General features: G+C 74.4%; 13 protein-coding genes and 1 pseudogene. 10 read left to right on the top strand and 4 right to left on the bottom strand.

The genetic code is table 11. The features are described 5' to 3' along the window. Window positions 1-156: 156 nt before the first annotated feature. Window positions 157-1,236: an ATP-binding protein gene (locus tag ACF0H8_RS16340; RefSeq protein WP_395290908.1), complete on the bottom strand. Its 1,080-nt coding sequence runs from the start codon at window positions 1,234-1,236 to the stop codon at window positions 157-159. Window positions 1,237-1,347: 111 nt separating this feature from the next. Beyond that, entirely contained in the window at window positions 1,348-2,142 is a 795-nt protein-coding gene (locus ACF0H8_RS16335; protein ID WP_395289941.1) for a response regulator, read from the bottom strand. Window positions 2,143-2,313: 171 nt separating this feature from the next. On the opposite strand from ACF0H8_RS16335, the gene ACF0H8_RS16330 reads away from it, so the two are divergent. The 8 genes from ACF0H8_RS16330 to ACF0H8_RS16295 all read left to right on the top strand — a co-directional run bounded on the left by ACF0H8_RS16330 (window position 2,314) and on the right by ACF0H8_RS16295 (window position 11,442). Next, on the top strand, window positions 2,314-3,630 hold the full coding sequence (locus tag ACF0H8_RS16330; protein ID WP_395289940.1) for a hemolysin family protein: 1,317 nt from the start codon (window positions 2,314-2,316) through the stop codon (window positions 3,628-3,630). Next, window positions 3,627-4,685, top strand: a complete 1,059-nt coding sequence (locus ACF0H8_RS16325; RefSeq protein ID WP_395289939.1) for a hemolysin family protein — start codon at window positions 3,627-3,629, stop codon at window positions 4,683-4,685. The genes ACF0H8_RS16330 and ACF0H8_RS16325 overlap by 4 nt, the downstream gene beginning before the upstream one ends. 252 nt (window positions 4,686-4,937) lie before the next feature. Next, window positions 4,938-6,407, top strand: a complete 1,470-nt coding sequence (locus ACF0H8_RS16320) for a M23 family metallopeptidase (protein WP_395289938.1) — start codon at window positions 4,938-4,940, stop codon at window positions 6,405-6,407. A 353-nt stretch (window positions 6,408-6,760) separates the two neighbouring features. Further along, a complete protein-coding gene (locus tag ACF0H8_RS16315; protein WP_395289937.1) occupies window positions 6,761-7,525 on the top strand; it encodes an ABC transporter ATP-binding protein in 765 nt (254 codons plus the stop codon). Then, a complete protein-coding gene (locus ACF0H8_RS16310; protein ID WP_395289936.1) occupies window positions 7,518-8,210 on the top strand; it encodes an ABC transporter ATP-binding protein in 693 nt (230 codons plus the stop codon). Before ACF0H8_RS16315 ends, ACF0H8_RS16310 begins: the two co-directional genes overlap by 8 nt. A 38-nt stretch (window positions 8,211-8,248) precedes the next feature. Beyond that, complete coding sequence (locus ACF0H8_RS16305) at window positions 8,249-9,505, top strand: ABC transporter substrate-binding protein (protein WP_395289935.1); 1,257 nt, start codon at window positions 8,249-8,251, stop codon at window positions 9,503-9,505. A gap of 75 nt (window positions 9,506-9,580) precedes the next feature. Further along, window positions 9,581-10,450, top strand: coding sequence for a branched-chain amino acid ABC transporter permease (locus ACF0H8_RS16300; protein ID WP_395289934.1), 870 nt, complete (start codon window positions 9,581-9,583; stop codon window positions 10,448-10,450). Further along, on the top strand, window positions 10,447-11,442 hold the full coding sequence (locus tag ACF0H8_RS16295; protein WP_395289933.1) for a branched-chain amino acid ABC transporter permease: 996 nt from the start codon (window positions 10,447-10,449) through the stop codon (window positions 11,440-11,442). Before ACF0H8_RS16300 ends, ACF0H8_RS16295 begins: the two co-directional genes overlap by 4 nt. 113 nt (window positions 11,443-11,555) lie before the next feature. On the opposite strand, the gene ACF0H8_RS16290 is transcribed toward ACF0H8_RS16295, so the two are convergent. Together ACF0H8_RS16290 and ACF0H8_RS16285 are read right to left on the bottom strand one after the other, a co-directional pair. Further along, window positions 11,556-13,415 carry a helix-turn-helix domain-containing protein gene (locus ACF0H8_RS16290; protein WP_395289932.1) on the bottom strand — a complete coding sequence of 620 codons (1,860 nt, stop codon included), beginning with the start codon at window positions 13,413-13,415 and terminating at the stop codon, window positions 11,556-11,558. A gap of 91 nt (window positions 13,416-13,506) precedes the next feature. After that, window positions 13,507-14,269 (bottom strand): annotated as a pseudogene (locus ACF0H8_RS16285) (3-hydroxybutyrate dehydrogenase). Window positions 14,270-14,394: 125 nt separating this feature from the next. Here ACF0H8_RS16285 and ACF0H8_RS16280 point away from each other — a divergent pair. Then, window positions 14,395-15,159 (top strand): glycerophosphodiester phosphodiesterase, encoded by a 765-nt coding sequence (locus ACF0H8_RS16280; RefSeq protein WP_395289931.1) that lies wholly within the window; start codon window positions 14,395-14,397, stop codon window positions 15,157-15,159. 249 nt (window positions 15,160-15,408) lie between these two features. Continuing rightward, window positions 15,409-15,981 (top strand): TetR/AcrR family transcriptional regulator, encoded by a 573-nt coding sequence (locus ACF0H8_RS16275; RefSeq protein ID WP_395289930.1) that lies wholly within the window; start codon window positions 15,409-15,411, stop codon window positions 15,979-15,981. Window positions 15,982-16,227 lie beyond the last annotated feature (246 nt).

The raw sequence follows: 16,227 nt of genomic DNA, 5'->3' as shown, positions 1-16,227 counted from the left end.
CCCGCCGCGCCCGTTCTGGGCCCCGTTCCGGCGCCTCCCGACGCCTCCGGGCCAAGCGGCGGTCAAGAGGTCGTCACAGTCACGTAGGACCTTGGTCCCAGGTCCGTCAGCGGTGCCGCGACCTCGGCGCGGGCGGCGGGGCGGGCGCCCGTCGGCTCAGGCGTGGCGCTCCCCGCGGGGCCCGCGCACCGGCAACCGCACCCGCATGGTGGCGCCCTCGCCGTCGGCGGAGTCGGCGACGGCGAGCGTGCCCTCGTGCAGGGAGACGGCCCAGCGGGCGATGGCGAGGCCGAGACCGGTGCCGCCGGTGGCGGTGCCCGCCTCCCGGTTGCCGCGCTGGAACCGCTCGAAGATGCGCTCGCGGTCCTCCACCGGCACGCCCTCGCCCTGGTCGACGACGTCGATGACGACCTCCTGGCGGAGCGCCGAGGTGCCGGCACGGACCGTCACCGTCGAGCCGGGCGGCGTGTGGCGGGCGGCGTTGTGCAGGAGGTTCGCCAGGACCTGGGCCAGCCGCGCGGCGTCCGCGCGCAGGCGCAGGTGCACGGGCGTGACGTCCACCCGCCAGCGCACGTCCCGCCCCGCGGCGGCCGTCGCCGCGGCCACCTGGCCCACGACGTCGTCGAGGAGGTCGCGGACGCTGACGTCGGCGAGGTCCAGCCCGACGGCGCCCGCCTCCAGGCGGGAGAGGTCCAGGAGGTAGCCGATCAGCTCCCCGAGCCGTTCCGTCTGCGCCAGCGCCGCCCCGAGGGTGGCCTCGTCGGCCGGCACGACGCCGTCGACCATGTTCTCCAGCTGGGCCCGCAGCGCCGCCACGGGGGTGCGCAGCTCGTGGGAGACGTTCGCGACCATCTCGCGGCGGGTCGCGTCCACGGTCGCGAGGTCCTCCGCCATGGAGTTGAACGCCTCGGCGAGCTGCCCGACCTCGTCGCGGCTCGTGGCACGCACGCGCTGGGAGTAGTCCCCGCGGGCCATCGCCCGGACGGCCGAGGTCATCTCGCGCAGGGGCGAGGTCATGCCGCGGGCGAGGATCTGGGTCACCAGGAGCGCGCCGACGATCGCCAGCGGGAACGTGCGCGTCGGGCCCAGCTGGGCCTGCAGCCCGGCCCAGGTGAGGAACGCGGCGGCCGTGACGGTGGCGGCGACCAGGACGCCGAGCTTGGTCTTGACGGAGCGCACCCGGTCGAGCGGGCGCGGCCCGCCGCCCAGCCGCGGCGCGCGGGCGGGGGCGGCCACGTCAGCGGCCGCCCGACCGTGTCCGGCCGGTTCCGTGTCTTGGGCGGGCCCTGCCGGCTCGGCGGCCCGGGCCGAGTGGTCCGTGCCCGGGCGCCGGTTCTCGGACACCACTCAGCCCTCGTCACCCGGGCGGGAACCGTCCCCGGCGGGCTCCAGGGCGTAGCCGACCCCGTGCACGGTGCGCACCAGGTCGGCGCCGAGCTTGCGGCGCAGCGCCTTGACGTGCGAGTCCACGGTGCGCGTGCCCGAGGCGTCCACCCCGTCCCACACCTCCTCCAGCAGGCGCTCGCGGCTGAGCACGCTGCGCGGGCGGGACGCCAGGCACACGAGCATGTCGAACTCGGTGGGGGTCAGGTGCGCCTCCACCCCGTTCCGGCGCACGCGCCGCTGGTCGCGGTCGATGACCAGGTGGCCGAGCAGCAGCCGGCCGTCGGGCGCCGGGGCCGTCGCGGCGCGCCCCCGCGCCCGCTCGAACCGGCGCAGCAGGGCCTTGAGCCGCGCGACGAGCTCGCGCATGGAGAACGGCTTCGTCATGTAGTCGTCCGCGCCCACGCCCAGGCCGACGAGCATGTCGGTCTCGTCGTCGCGCGCGGTGAGCATGAGGACCGGCACCTCCCGCTCGGCCTGGATGCGCCGGCACACCTCCAGCCCGTCCAGGCCCGGCAGCATGACGTCCAGCACGACGACGTCCGGCCGGCTCTCGCGGGCGGCGGTCACGCCGCCGGGACCGTCGCCGGCCACCCGCACCCGCCAGCCCTCGGCCTGAAGGCGGTGCGCCACCTGGTCGGCGATCGCCGGTTCGTCCTCGACGACCAGCACGAGCGGGGATGCGCCCTCGGCCGCGCCGTCGCCCCCGCGCCGGGCCGGCGCGCCGCCGGAAGCGCGCCCGGGATGAAGGTCGCTCATGTCCCGAGCGTGGCACACCGCCGACACGGGGGAAGTCACGACCCGTGCTCGGTACGATCGAGCCACCATGCGACGCTCACGCCGCGGTCGACATACCGGCCCTGCCGAACCCGCTCCCGCCCGCCCCGCCGGGACGCCGGTCACCGCCCGCAGCACGGGGAGGCGGACGGCGTGCTGACCGAGTGGCTCATGGTCACCCTGGGCGTGGTCCTCACCGCCGGCACCGCGGTGTTCGTCGCCGCCGAGTTCTCCCTCGTCGCCCTCGACCCGGGGACCGTGGAGGGGCGCGCCGCGGCGGGCGACCGGCGCGCGGCCCGGGTCGTCCGGGCGCTCAAGCACCTGTCGCTGGAGCTGTCCGGGGCCCAGGTGGGCATCACGGCCACCACCATCCTGCTGGGCTACACCGCGCAGTCGGCGATCGCGACGCTGCTGACCGGCCCGCTCGGCAGCGCGGGCCTGGCCGAGGCGGCGGCCACCGCCACCGCCGTCGTCCTCTCCCTCGCGGTCGTCAACACCTTCTCGATGGTCTTCGGCGAGCTCGTGCCGAAGAATCTCGCGCTCGCGGACCCGCTCGCCACGGCGGGGGTGGTCGCGCCGGTCCAGGGGCTGTTCACCCGCGTCCTGCGACCCGTCATCCAGGCGCTGAACAACTCGGCCAACTGGATCCTGCGCCGTTTCGGGGTCGAGGCCGCCGAGGAGCTCTCCGGCGGGCGCTCGGCGTCCGAGCTCGCCGCGCTCGTGCGCCGGTCCGCCGAGCAGGGCACCCTCGACGTCTCCACCGCCACGCTGCTCACCCGTTCCATCGGCCTGGGGGCGCTGACCGCGGTGGACGTGATGACCGACCGGGGCCGGCTGCACACCCTCACCCGGGAGCACACCGCGGCCGACGTCGTGGCGCTGGCCCGGGCCACCGGCCACTCCCGCTTCCCGATCATCGGCGACGACAACGACGACATCGTGGGGCTGGTGCACCTGCGCCGGGCCATCGCGGTGCCCTACGAGCGCCGCGCGGAGGTGCCCGTCGCCTCCTCCTCGCTCATGGTCGACGCGCCCCGGGTGCCCGAGACGCTCGCGCTGGCGCCGTTGCTGGTGCAGCTGCGGGACTCCGGGCTGCAGATGGCCGTCGTGGTCGACGAGTACGGCGGCACCTCCGGGGTCGTCACCCTCGAGGACGTCGTGGAGGAGATCGTCGGGGACGTCGCCGACGAGCACGACCGCCGGCGCTCCGGCGCGCACGCCGGCCCCGGCGGGACCTGGGTGGTGCCCGGCGTGCTCCGTCCCGACGAGCTCGCGCACCAGACGGGCATCGTCGTGCCCGAGGACGGCCCGTACGAGACCCTCGGCGGTCTGGTGATGGACCGGCTCGGGCGCATCCCGCGCGTCGGCGACCGCGTCCGCGTCCGCGGCGTCGTGCTGCACGTGGAGCAGATGGACGGCCGCCGGGTGGACCGCCTCCGGGTGTGGAACGAGCCGGAGGAGGAGCAGTGAGCACCGGGACCGCCCTCGTCGTGGCCGCGCTCCTGCTGGCAGGCAACGCCTTCTTCGTCGGCGCCGAGTTCGCGATCATGTCCGCCCGGCGCAGCCGGGTCGAGCCCCTCGCCGAGACCTCGCGCGCCGCCCGTACCGTGCTGTGGGCGATGGAGAACGTCACCCTGATGCTCGCGTGCGCGCAGCTCGGCGTGACGCTGTGCTCCACCGGCCTCGGCGTCGTCGCCGAGCCGGCCGTCGCCCACCTCGTGGAGGAGCCGCTCGTGGCGGCCGGCCTGCCGGAGGGTGCCTCGCACGTCGTCGGCTTCACCGTGGCGCTGGTCCTGGTCGTCTACCTGCACGTCGTCGTGGGCGAGATGGTGCCCAAGAACCTCGCCGTCACCTCCCCGGAGCGCGCCGCGCTGATCTTCGCCCCGCCGCTGGTGCTGCTCTCGAAGGTCCTCCACCCGGTGATCGCGGGGCTGAACTGGCTGGCGAACGTCATGCTCCGGCTCGTGGGCGTGGAGCCCAAGGACGAGGTGACGTCCGCGTTCACCGCCGACGAGGTCGCCGCCATCGTCGAGCGGTCTCAGGCCGAGGGCATGCTGCAGGACGACCTCGGGCTGCTCACCGGTGCCATCGAGTTCTCCGAGGCGACCGCCCGGCACGTCATGGTCCCGCGGGCCTCCCTCGTCACGCTGGCGCTGACCTGCACCCCCGAGGAGCTGGAGCGCGAGGTCGCGCGCACGGGGTACTCGCGGTTCCCGCTCGTCGGGGACGACGGCGAGCTCGCCGGCTACCTGCACGTCAAGGACGTGCTGTACGCCGAGGGGGAGGCGCGGTCCCGGCCGGTGCCCGGGTGGCGGGTGCGGGCGCTGGCCTCGGTCGGGCCGGACGACGAGGTGGAGGACGCCCTCGCGGCCATGCAGCGCTCGGGCGCCCACCTCGCCCGCGTGGTCCGGGCCGGCGCCGACGGCGCCGAGGAGGTGCTGGGCGTGGTCTTCCTCGAGGACATCCTCGAGGAGCTCGTCGGCGAGGTCCGCGACTCCATGCAGCGCGCGCAGAGCCGGGCGTGACCCGCCCGGAGTGCCGCGCGCCTGTGAGGTGGGTCACGGGAATGCGCCCCTGGTCGCGCAGGCGGCCGCGAAACATAGCAATGGCGCCGATTTCCGCAACCCGACCTGCGTGACCGGAGTGCCCGGGGTATTGGACGGCTTCTGACGCCGTCCGTTACTGTTCCGTGACAAGCCACCAGCTTTCGGGGCACCGCTCCGAGCAGGTTCATCGCGGCCTTTTTCAGGGTCGTGAGCCGTCCCGGAGGTCCTCGCATGCCAGGTAGCGCCGTGCCCGCAGGGCAGGCACAGCCGCTGACCAGGCGGCAGATCCGCGAGGCCGAGCGCGCCCGCGAGGCCGCCGAGGCCCGTGCCGCACTCGCGGTGCACGACGCTCTCCCCCCGGCCGCGCCCGAGCGCGTCACCCGCCGCCCGCACGCCCACGCCGCCGAGGCGGCGGCCAGCGCGCTGGCCGCCCAGGAGGCCGAGCGCGTCCGCGCGGCCCGCGAGGCGACCCGTCGCCGGCGCGTCGAAGAGGCCGCGGCGGAGGCTCGGCCGGCCGAGGGCGCCGCGGCGAAGGCGCGGGCTGCCGAGGAGGCCGCGGCGGAGGCCCGGCCGGCCGACGGCGCCGCGGCGAAGGCGCGGGCTGCCGAGGAGTTCGCGGCGGAGGACCGCGCCGCCGAGCCGGCCGCAGCTGGCACGCGAGCCGCTCGGCGCAGGGCCCTGGCGGGCAAGGGCGCCGTGGAGGCCGCAGCCGCCCCGGCGGGGAAGAGCTTCCAGGACCGCGCAGCCGCCGCGGCGGAGACCGTCGAGGACCGCGCAGCCGCCCTTGACGAGGACGTCGCGGACACGGATCCCGTGCACACCACGACCCAGCCCACCGAGGTCCTGGTCCGCAACCAGGTGCACCGCAGCCGTCGTGAGCTGCGCGGGCACGTCACCCGCAGGCCCCAGCGCGGCGGGCACGCCCCGGGCTGGGCGCCGCGCGCGGCCGTGCTCGGCGCGATGGGCGCACTGACGATCGTCGCCCCGCTGACCGGGTTCGCCGGTGATCCGGCCTCCTCGGCGCAGGCCCAGCAGCTCGTGGACACGGAGCCGAGCCTCCTGGACCACCTGGACGAGCACGCCGCCGCGACTGCGCTGTCGTCCGCACCGGCGTCCCTGCTGGCCCATCCCGGCGCAGCCAGCCGTGCCACGATCCTCGCCACCTCCCGGGCGGACGCGCGTCAGGCACTCGCCTGCACCCCGGTGGACGCCGCCAACGGCGCCCGCGCCGCGGTTGCCTCGAACGAGTCGCAGATCGTCATGCCGATCGCCGCGGACTCGTTCCGTTACACGTCGCGGTACGGTCTGCGCACCAACCCGCTGGGCACCGGAGTGCAGTTCCACGCCGGCATCGACCTGGCCGCCCCGCTGGGCACGCCGATCCACGCCGTCGCCGACGGTGAGGTGACCTACGTGGGCCCGGGCAAGGCGGGCCGCTCGAGCATGCTCGTCACGCTCAAGCACGAGGTCGGCGGCCGGACGGTCCACACCTGGTACAACCACATGTTCGCCTCCGGGCTCTACGTCGAGGTGGGCGACAAGGTGCGGGCGGGCGACGTCATCGCCGGCGTCGGGAACAACGGCAACTCGACCGGACCGCACCTGCACTTCGAGGTGCACCTGGACGAGGAGCTGAACACCACCGAGCCGACGGCGTGGCTCCGGGAGAACGGCGCCGTCGACATCTCCAAGCTCTGCTGACGTAAGCGAGCTCTGCCGCGACCGTCAGCGCAGCGGCGTGAGCGCGCTCCCGCGCGCCGCCCCACCTTCAGCGCAGCCGCTCGGTGAGCTCGGATCGAAGCGACGCGCCATCGCGGATCCACAGGTACCCGCCCAAGCGGGATACCCATGTGGTCACCGGCCACCACCCCAGCCGGGCTTTCCTCCACGTCCGGCACCTCGTCCCCGGGCCTGCGGTGGTTCCGGGCACCACCGTGGCGGCGCGCTTTGTGGTGACCGCCCACATGGTTACGCGTCATACCCGTTCCTAACGTTCGACCCATGCCTCACCGCGCCCCGCCCGGGGCGGGCAGCGTCGCCAGGAGGGACAGCCCGTGACACCGACGACCGACGTCGCTCTCAGGACCTCGGGCCTGACCAAGAACTTCCGGGGCTTCACGGCCGTCAACGCCGTCGACCTGGAGGTGGCCCGGGGCGACATCCACGCCCTGGTGGGCCCCAACGGGGCGGGGAAGACGACACTGTTCAACCTGCTGACCGGCTTCCTCAGCCCCACCTCCGGGACCATCACGATCCTCGGCGAGGACGTCACCGGCCTGCAGCCCGAGCAGATCGCGCACAAGGGCGTCGCCCGCTCCTTCCAGATCACCAGCCTCTTCGAGAACCTCAACCCCCTCGAGCACGTCGAGCTGGCGCTGCAGAGCCGCACCACCCAGGGGCGCAAGTTCTGGCGGTCCGAGCGCCTGCTCGGCCGCTTCACCGCCCGCGCCCGGGAGCTGCTCGACCTGGTGGGCCTGGCCGACCTGGCCGACAAGCCGGCGGGGCTGCTCGCCTACGGGCAGAAGCGCGCGCTCGAGATGGCCCTCGTCATGGCCCTGGACCCGCAGGTCCTGCTGCTGGACGAGCCGACGGCAGGCATGGGCATCGAGGACGTCAACCGCACCATCGAGCTGGTCCGACGCATCGCCGAGGGCCGCACGGTGGTGTTCGTCGACCACAACATGACCGTCGTCGGGAGCCTGGCCGACCGCGTGACCGTGCTCCAGCAGGGCCGCGTGCTCGCCGAGGGCACCTACGCGGAGGTCCGCGCCGACGAGCGGGTCGTCACCGCCTACCTGGGGGAGGCCAGCCATGCTTGAGGTGCGGGGACTGAGCGCCTGGTACGGCGAGGCGCAGGCGCTGACGGACGTCAGCATCGAGGTCGGCGAGGGGCAGGTCGTCACCCTCGTCGGGCGCAACGGCGCCGGCAAGACCACCCTGCTGCGCAGCCTCATCGGCCTGCACCGGCAGGTGAGGGGCAGCGTCAGGCTGGACGGCGAGGAGGTCCTCGGCCTGCCGGCCCACCGCCGCGCCCGCCTGGGCATGGGATGGGTGCAGGACGACCGCGGCGTCTACGCCAGCCTCTCCGTCGAGGAGAACCTCCTGCTCCCGCCGGTGGTCTCGAACAGCGCCTGGCCGCTGGAGAAGGTGTACGAGTCCTTCCCCGTGCTCGCCGAACGACGGCGCGCCGCGGGCACCACGCTCTCCGGCGGCGAGCAGCAGATGCTGGCCATGGCGCGGGTGCTGCGCACGGGCTCCCGCCTGCTGCTCCTCGACGAGCCCACCGAGGGGCTGGCGCCGGTGATCGTCGCGCGCATCGGGGAGATCGTCCGGGAGGTCACGGCCACGGGCGTGACCGTGCTGCTCATCGAGCAGAACGTGAAGTTCGCGGCGACGGTCGCGGACAGCCACTACCTCCTCGCCCAGGGGCGCATCGTCGCGCACCTGGACAACGCGGAGTTCGTCGCCCGCGAGGGCGAGCTCCTGGAGCACCTCGGCGTCTGACGGTCGGCGCCGACCACCAACGACAGGAAGAAGGAAGCATGGGCAAGAAGCTTGCGGGCGGCGCCGCCGCCCTGATGTCCGGGGCGCTCGTGCTGAGCGCCTGCGGCCAGGGGGGCCCCGCCGAGGCGGGCGGGGAGTTCACCGACGACAAGGTCGTCATCGGCGTGCTCAACGACCAGTCCGGCATCTACAAGGACCTCTCCGGGCCCAACAGCGTCACCGCGGTGGAGATGGCCGTGGCGGACTACCAGGACAAGTACGGCGACGACGCCGTCGTCCCCGAGGTCGAGGTCATCACCGCCGACCACCAGAACGAGCCGGACGTGGCCAACACCAAGGCGCAGGAGATGTACGACCGCCAGGGCGCCGACATCATCCTCGACGTGCCGTCCTCCGCCGCCGCGCTGGCCGTGGCCAGCCAGGCCACCGCGAACAAGAAGCTGCACTTCAACATCGGCGCCGCCACCACCGAGCTCACGGGCGCCCAGTGCAGCCCGTACGTCTACCACTGGGCCTACGACACCTACCAGCTCGCCAACGGCACCGGCACGACGGTGACCGAGAACGGCGGCAAGGACTGGCAGATCATCTACCCCGACTACGCCTTCGGCCAGGACATGGAGAAGTCCTTCACCGCCGCGGTGGAGGGCGCGGGCGGCACCGTGAGCGGCAAGATCGCCACGCCGTTCCCCAACGACAACTTCTCCACGTTCCTCACCCGGGCGGCGTCAGCGCAGCCGGACGTCATCGGCACGATGCAGGCGGGCGGGGACCTCATCAACCTCGTCAAGCAGTACAACGAGGCGGGGCTGCGCGACCAGGGCATCAACCTGGCCGTGGGCCTGATGTTCATCACCGACATCCACTCCCTGGGTGTCGACCAGTTCGAGGGCACCACGTTCACCGACGCCTGGTACTGGAACATGGACGACGAGTCCCGAGAGTGGGCCGACCGGTTCCTCGAGGAGACCGGCTCGCGCCCGTCCTTCGCCCACGCCGGCAACTACTCGGCCGCGCTGCAGTACCTCGAGGCCGTCCAGGCCGCCGGCACCGACGACGCCGACGCCGTCATCGAGGACCTCGACGGCAAGGAGGTCGAGGACGTCTTCCTGCGCAACGGCAAGATCCGCGCCGAGGACCACCGCGTCGTCCACGACGTCTACCTCGCCCAGGTCAAGGCCCCCGGCGAGGTCACCGAGGACTGGGACTACCAGAAGATCCTCAACACCATCCCCGCCGACGAGGCCTTCCGCCCGGTCGAGGAGTCCGCGGCGGCCGGCTGCGAGATGGGCTGACCGCCACCGCGACCGGTGCGCCGGGTGCCCCGCGGCACCCGGCGCACCACCCGGAGAGGGGAGGGGAGAGGGACGATGAACGAGATCCTGCAGTACACGGTCCAGGGCCTCGCGGCGGGCAGCTTCTACGCGCTCGCGGCGCTGGGGCTGGCGATCATCTTCGGCGTGCTCGGGGTGGTGAACTTCGCGCACGGGGCCTGCTACATGCTCGGCGCCATCGCGGCCGCCGTCCTTCAGGACCTGCTGGGCCTGGACTTCTTCCTGGCGCTGCTGGTCGTGCCGGCGCTGCTGTTCGTCTTCGGCGTGGCGATGGAGCGGCTGCTGGTGCGGTGGCTGCTCGGGCTGGACCCGCTGTACAACTTCCTGCTCACCTTCGGGCTCTCGCTGCTGCTCGTGGACCTCGTGAAGCGGCAGTACGGCGTCTCCGGGCTGCCATACGTGCGCCCCGGCATCCTCGAGGGCCAGCTGGTGCTCGGCGAGCTGCGGCTGCCCGCCTACCAGGTGTTCGTGTTCGCGTTCTCGCTGCTGGTGTGCGCGGTGGTGTGGCTGGTGATGACCCGCACCCGCATCGGCATGGTGGTCCGGGCGGCCACCGAGCGCTCCGACCTGGCCCGCGCGCTCGGCGTGAACGTCGGCCGGTGGGTCACCCCGGTGTTCGGCTTCGGCATCTCCCTCGCCGGCCTGGCGGGGGTGCTGGCCGCACCCTTCCGTGCCATCACGGCGGACATGGGGTCGAGCTTCATCATCATCCTGTTCGCCGTCGTGGTGATCGGCGGGCTCGGGTCCATCGTCGGCGCCGTCGTCGCCGGCTTCCTCGTGGGGCTGGTGGAGGCCTTCGGGCAGGCGTACGCGCCGGCCTTCGCCCAGATCGTGATCTTCGTGCTCATGGCCGTCGTGGTGCTGGTGCGCCCGGCCGGCCTGTTCGGCCGGGAGGAGATGGCATGACCACCCAGTCCGCCGTGCTCAGCGACATCACCGTCGCGACGGCGCCGCCCGCCGCGCGCCGTTCCTGGCAGCGCTGGGCCCTGCTCGCCGCGGGTCTCGTCGCCGCCCTGGTGCTGCCGTGGGTCATCTATCCGCCGGTCGCGATGGACATCGCCTGCTGGGCGCTGTTCGCAGTCGCGCTCGACCTGCTGCTGGGCTACACCGGCCTGCTCTCCTTCGGGCACGCCGCCTACTGGGGCGGGTCCGCCTACGTCACCGGCCTCGTCGCGGTGCACCTGGGCGTGCCGTTCCCGCTCGCCGTCCTGGCCGGCGCCGTCGCGGCGATGGTGCTGGCGCTGCCGGTGGGCTACCTCTCGGTGCGCCGCTCCGGCATCTACTTCGCCATGGTGACGCTGGCCTTCGCGCAGATGCTGTACTTCGTCGCCAACCAGTGGCGCGAGGTGACCGGCGGCGAGAACGGCCTGCAGTCGGTGCCCAAGTCGTTCTTCGGCATCGAGGCGGTGGAGAGCGACTCGTTCTTCTTCTACTACGCCGCCCTGCCGATCATCGTCCTGGGGCTGTGGTTCGCGTGGCGGATCGTGCACTCGCCCTTCGGCAAGGTCCTCGTCTCCATCCGGGACAACGCGCCCCGGGCGCGCGCCCTGGGCTACGACGTCGAGAAGTACAAGGTGGCCGCGTTCGTCCTCTCGGCGGGCCTGGCCGGGCTGGCGGGGGGCCTGTTCGCCATCAGCCACGGCTTCGTCTCGCTGCAGGAGGTCAACTGGACCACCTCGGGCAAGGTCGTGCTCATCACCGTCCTCGGCGGCATCGGGACGCTGTGGGGCGGCATCATCGGCGCCGCCATCATCATCATCCTCGAGGACCAGCTCGCCTCCTCCGGCTTCGAGGGCATCGGCATCATCACCGGCACCGTGTTCGTCGTCGTCGTGCTGCTCTTCCGCCGCGGCGTGTGGGGCACGGTGCGCCACGCCCTGATCCGCCGCCGGACCTAGCCTCCGCGCCGCACGGAGGGCCGCCCAGCCGCCGACGGTCCCGGACCCCGCGAGGTCCGGGACCGTCCGCGTCCGTGCCCCGGGGGGGCAGCCCGGCCAGGTGGCGACGAGGCTCAGGGGCGCAGCAGGTCGTGCAGCCGGACCGCCAGCTGCACCTCGAGCTGGCGCCCCGGCGCGCTCCAGCCCTCACCGAGCAGCTGGGTGACACGCTCCAGACGCTGGGTGACGGTGTTGGTGTGCACGTGCAGCGCCGCGCCGGTGCGGCCCAGGCTGCCGCCCTGGGCGAAGTACTCCCGGAGCGTGGCCAGCAGCGCCGTGCCGCGCTGGGCGTCGTAGTCCAGGACCGGCCCGAGCACGGCACGCACGTGCGCGCCGACGTCGCTGCGCTCGCCGAGCACCAGCCCCACGAAGCCGAGGTCGGCCGCGCCGGCCACCTCGCCGGTGCGGCCGAGCGCCAGCAGCGCGTCGAGGCACCGGCCGGCCTCCGCGCGGGCGGCGGCGATCGCGCCCGCACCGGCGGCCGGGCCGGCGGCGCCGGCGGTCAGGGGGCGGCCGACGGCGCGCCCCACCTCCTCGCTCACCAGCGCGGCGGCCGCCCGGGGCTCGAGGCGCGGGAGGACGACCACGAGCCGGCCCTCGTGCACCGCCGCGAGGCCGCGACGCCCGGAGGCCAGGTGCACGGCGGCGTGGGCGGCGCGCGTGCGGTCCCCGGCGATCTCCGCGACGACGACCGCGTGCGGGACGTCCAGGTCCGCGCCCACGCGCCGCGCCCGCTCCCGCAGCATGGGGTCGCGGTCCGGCGCGGCGAGCACGTCCTCGAGCAGCTCGCCGCGCAGCCGCGCCTCCGCGTCGGCCACGCCCCGCCGGAACAGCAGCACCAGCGCCGTCACCAGGGCGGCGCGCTCGAGGATGCGCCGGTCCGCCTCGTCGAGCGGCTCCTCCCGACGCAGCACGAGCGTGCCCAGCTGCTCGGCGCCGGCCACCACCGGCGCGGCGCACAGGCCGTCGGCGGTGACCGTGCGGCTGCTGTCCGCGACGCGGCGCAGCAGCGCGGCCTCGCCGGCGGGCGCGGGGGAGGAGCTGGTGGCCGCCAGCACCGCGCCGCCGGTGTCCACCATCACCACCTCCCCGCCGAGGACGGCCCGGACCTCCCGGGCCACGTCGTCGACGTCGCCGCCCTGCACCACCACGGCCGTGAGCCGGTCGTGCGCGTCCGCCGCACGCTCCACGCTCACGGTGCGGGCTCGCAGCAGCTCGCTGGCCACCCGCAGGTCGTGGAGCGCCTGCTGCGTCTCCGACAGCAGCCGGGCGTTGTCGATCGCGACCGCCGCGTGCGCGGCGAAGGAGCCCAGAAGCGCGATGTCGGCCCGGCCGAACGGCCGCACGGTGCGGTTCGCGGCGTAGAGCACCCCGATCACGCGGCGGCCGAGCAGCAGCGGCACCCCCACGATGGAGGTCAGCCCCTCGTCCGCCACGGCCGAGTCGATGCCGTCGGTGTGGTCGAACCGCTCGTCCGCGAAGTAGTCGGCGGTCGCGTACGGCGTCGCCGTCTGGGCCACGAGCCCGCCGAGGCCGGCGCCGAGCGGCAGGCGCACCTCCCGGAACAGCGCCGAGGTGCACCCGTCGGTGACGCGCATGTACGTGTCGTCGGCGTCGTCGGAGTTCAGCGAGAGGTACGCGACGTCGCTGTGCAGCAGCTGCCGCGAGCGGTGCACGATCGCCTCGAGGACCTCGTCGACGTCGGTGAGGGAGGCCAGGTCGCCGGCCGTCTGGAAGAGCGCCGACAGCTCGCTCTCGCGCCGGCGGCGGCTCTCCAGCACCGCGCGCACCTGCAGTGCCAGCGTGCGGGCGCGCTCGAGCTCGGCCAGCGTCGCCGGGTCGGCGCCGGCCGCCCGGGCGGCGACGAGCGGCCCCTCGAACTCCACCGCCGCCGCCTCGCGGGCGAGCAGGGTCAGGTACTCCAGTGCGGGCACGGGCGCCATTGTGGCCGAGAACTGTCGCGTTCGGGGCCGGGTCGCGGGCAGGGGTGCACCGCGCGGGCGCGGCGGCTCGGGCGTCATCGGCTCAGCGCGCCGACCAGCCGCCGTCGAGGACGAGGTTGGTCCCGGTGACGAAGCCGGCGTCGGGGGAGCACAGGTAGGCGACGGCGCCGGCGACCTCCTCCGGCTCGAGGAGGCGCTTGAGCGCGGAGTTCTTCAGCATCACGTCGGTGATCACCTGCTCCTCCGAGATGCCGTGGACCCGGGCCTGGTCCCCGATCTGGCGCTCGACCAGCGGCGTGCGCACGTACCCGGGGTTCACGCAGTTGCTCGTGACGCCGTGCGGGGCGCCCTCCAGCGACAGCACCTTGGACAGCCCCTCCAGGCCGTGCTTGGCGCTGACGTAGGCGGACTTGAAGGCGCTCGCCCGCAGCCCGTGCACGCTCGAGACGTGCACCAGCCGGCCCCACCCGCGCGCGTACATGTGCGGCAGCGTCGCCCGGGCCAGCATGAACGGGGCCTCCAGCATCAGGCGCAGGATCAGGGAGAAGCGCTCGGGCGGGAACTCCTCGACCGGCGCGACGTGCTGGACGCCGGCGTTGTTGACCAGGATGTCGGCCTCGAGCCGCAGCCCGGCGAGCGCGGCCGTGTCGGAGAGGTCGACGGCCCACGGCTCCCCGCCGACCTCGGCCCGCCACGCGGGCGGCGCCGTCGGCGTCGCGGTCGCACACGACCACCTCCGCGCCGGCGGCCGCGAGCCGGCGGGCCACGGCGGCCCCGATCCCGCTGGCCCCGCCGGTGACGACTGCCCGGCGGCCGGCCAGGTCGACGTCGTTGTCCCCTGTCATGGTCAGCAACCTACGGAGAGGCCGGACCCGGCTCGATGTGGGCCCGCCACACAGTTGCGGCCCGCTGTGTGTCCGCCCGGCACGCCCGATCGCGCGACACCGTCCGGGGTGGCTTGAATGGGCCAGTGATCAGCAGCTACCTCGCCGGCACCGGTCCCATCGCCTTGGCCCACCGCGGCGGCGCCCGGGAGGTCCCCGAGAACTCCCGCGCCGCCGTCGAGCACACCGTCCGGCTCGGGCTGGGGTACCTGGAGACGGACGTCCACGCCACGGCCGACGGCGTCGTCGTCCTCGCCCACGACGACACCGCCGACCGCACCACCGACGGCTCCGGGCGGTGGGACGAGCTGAGCTGGGGGCAGGTGGCGCGCCTGCGCGACGCCTCGGGGGAGCGGCCGCTGCGGCTGGACGAGCTGCTCGGGGACCATCCCCGCCTGCGGGTGAACATCGACGCCAAGAACGACCGCGTGGCGGAGCCGCTCGCCGCCGTGATCGAGCGTGCGGGCGCCGGTTCGCGGGTCTGCCTGGCCTCGTTCTCCGACGCCCGGCTGGCGCGGCTGCGGGCGCGGCTGCCCGGGGTGGCGACCAGCCTGGGGCGGGGCGACGTCGTCCGGCTGCTGCGCGACGCCCACCTGGGGCGAGCGCCCCGCGTGCCGGGCCCGGCGCAGGGCGCGGTGTGCGTGCAGGTGCCGCCCCGCTTCCGCGGGATGCCGGTGGTCACGCGCCGGTTCGTCTCCGCCGCGCACCGGCACGGGCTCGCGGTGCACGTGTGGACGGTCGACGAGCCGGGGGAGATGACCCGCCTGCTCGACCTCGGCGTCGACGGGCTGGTCTCGGACCGGCCGAGCGTGCTGCGCGACGTGCTCGCCGCACGGGGGCCGTGGCACTGACGCCCGCCTGCCGCGTCCTTGCAGGCGCCGCCCGCAGTGCGTCCCAGCGGCGCCTGCGTCGGGCCGGGCCCGACGGTGGCGGGTCCGTGGTCGCGGGTGGGCGCCTGCCCGGCGTGGCCATCGTCGCACGGCCGCTGCCTGCCGGGCCCGTCGTCGCAGGTGCGCCCCTGCCCGGCGTGGGCCGACCGTAATTAGTCGGGCCCCCAGGATTGACGGCATGATGGGGATATGACATCGGACGCCAGGCGAATGGATCCCCGCACGCGTCGCACGCTGGACGCCCTTCAGCGGGCGCTGACGGAACTCCTGGACACCACTCCGCTCAGCCAGGTCACCGTCTCGGAGCTGTGCCGCGTCGCCGGCGTGCACCGCACGACGTTCTACAAGCACTTCCAGACCGTGGGCGAGCTCGCGACCGGACTCGTCACCGAGCTCGGCCGCCGCATCGCCCCCGCCGAGGGCGGCGTGACGTACCGGGCGTGGCTGATCGCGACGGTGGCCTTCGCCCTGGAGAACAAGCGCACCTACGCGAGGCTGCTGAGCGAGGACGGCGACCCGGTCGTGGTGCGCGCCGTGTGCTCGGCCATGGTCCGGCGCATGGAGGACATGCTCGCCGACGCCGGCGACGCGGTCGACGCCGCGCACCTGCCCGGCGACCGCGCGGCGCTCGCCCGCGTGCTCGGCTACAGCTCCTACGCCGTCGTCGAGACGGTCCTGGCGGCCGACCGGCCGCTCGACCCCGGGCAGGTGGTCGACAGCTACATCGGCACGCTGCCGGCGCCGATGGCCCAGGCGCTCACCCCGGAGCTCGTGGGCGCCTGAGCCCGACGCCGCACGAGGCGGAACGCACCACAACCGGTGCTGGTGTGACGAACTTCGCCCCGCTCGGCGCCGGTTCGCGCCCCAGGCGTCGCGCTCGCGGCCCGATCGGGGGCGCGGCCGAGCCGACCGCCGGCTCACGCAGCCTGCTCACGACGCCCCGGCGCACAGCGCCGCCGCAGCGGGCCTTGTGACCATGTTCACGCCACTCGAACCGCACCGGGCCAGACCCGGGAGACGACGAAGCCC

Source organism: Georgenia sp. AZ-5 (assembly GCF_043952095.1).
Lineage (GTDB): Bacteria > Actinomycetota > Actinomycetes > Actinomycetales > Actinomycetaceae > Georgenia.
The sequence above is the reverse complement of the archived record's forward strand: the minus strand, read 5'-3'. Positions and strand labels throughout refer to the sequence as shown.

What these genes read in the sequence shown, in the direction of transcription:
- ACF0H8_RS16295 (WP_395289933.1), top strand. Translation starts at nt 10,447, where the DNA reads ATGACCACCCAGTCCGCCGTGCTCAGCGACATCACCGTCGCGACGGCG.
- ACF0H8_RS16305 (WP_395289935.1), top strand. Translation starts at nt 8,249, where the DNA reads ATGGGCAAGAAGCTTGCGGGCGGCGCCGCCGCCCTGATGTCCGGGGCG.
- ACF0H8_RS16275 (WP_395289930.1), top strand. Translation starts at nt 15,409, where the DNA reads ATGGATCCCCGCACGCGTCGCACGCTGGACGCCCTTCAGCGGGCGCTG.
- ACF0H8_RS16300 (WP_395289934.1), top strand. Translation starts at nt 9,581, where the DNA reads ATGAACGAGATCCTGCAGTACACGGTCCAGGGCCTCGCGGCGGGCAGC.
- ACF0H8_RS16320 (WP_395289938.1), top strand. Translation starts at nt 4,938, where the DNA reads ATGCCAGGTAGCGCCGTGCCCGCAGGGCAGGCACAGCCGCTGACCAGG.
- ACF0H8_RS16335 (WP_395289941.1), bottom strand. Translation starts at nt 2,142, where the DNA reads ATGAGCGACCTTCATCCCGGGCGCGCTTCCGGCGGCGCGCCGGCCCGG.
- ACF0H8_RS16310 (WP_395289936.1), top strand. Translation starts at nt 7,518, where the DNA reads ATGCTTGAGGTGCGGGGACTGAGCGCCTGGTACGGCGAGGCGCAGGCG.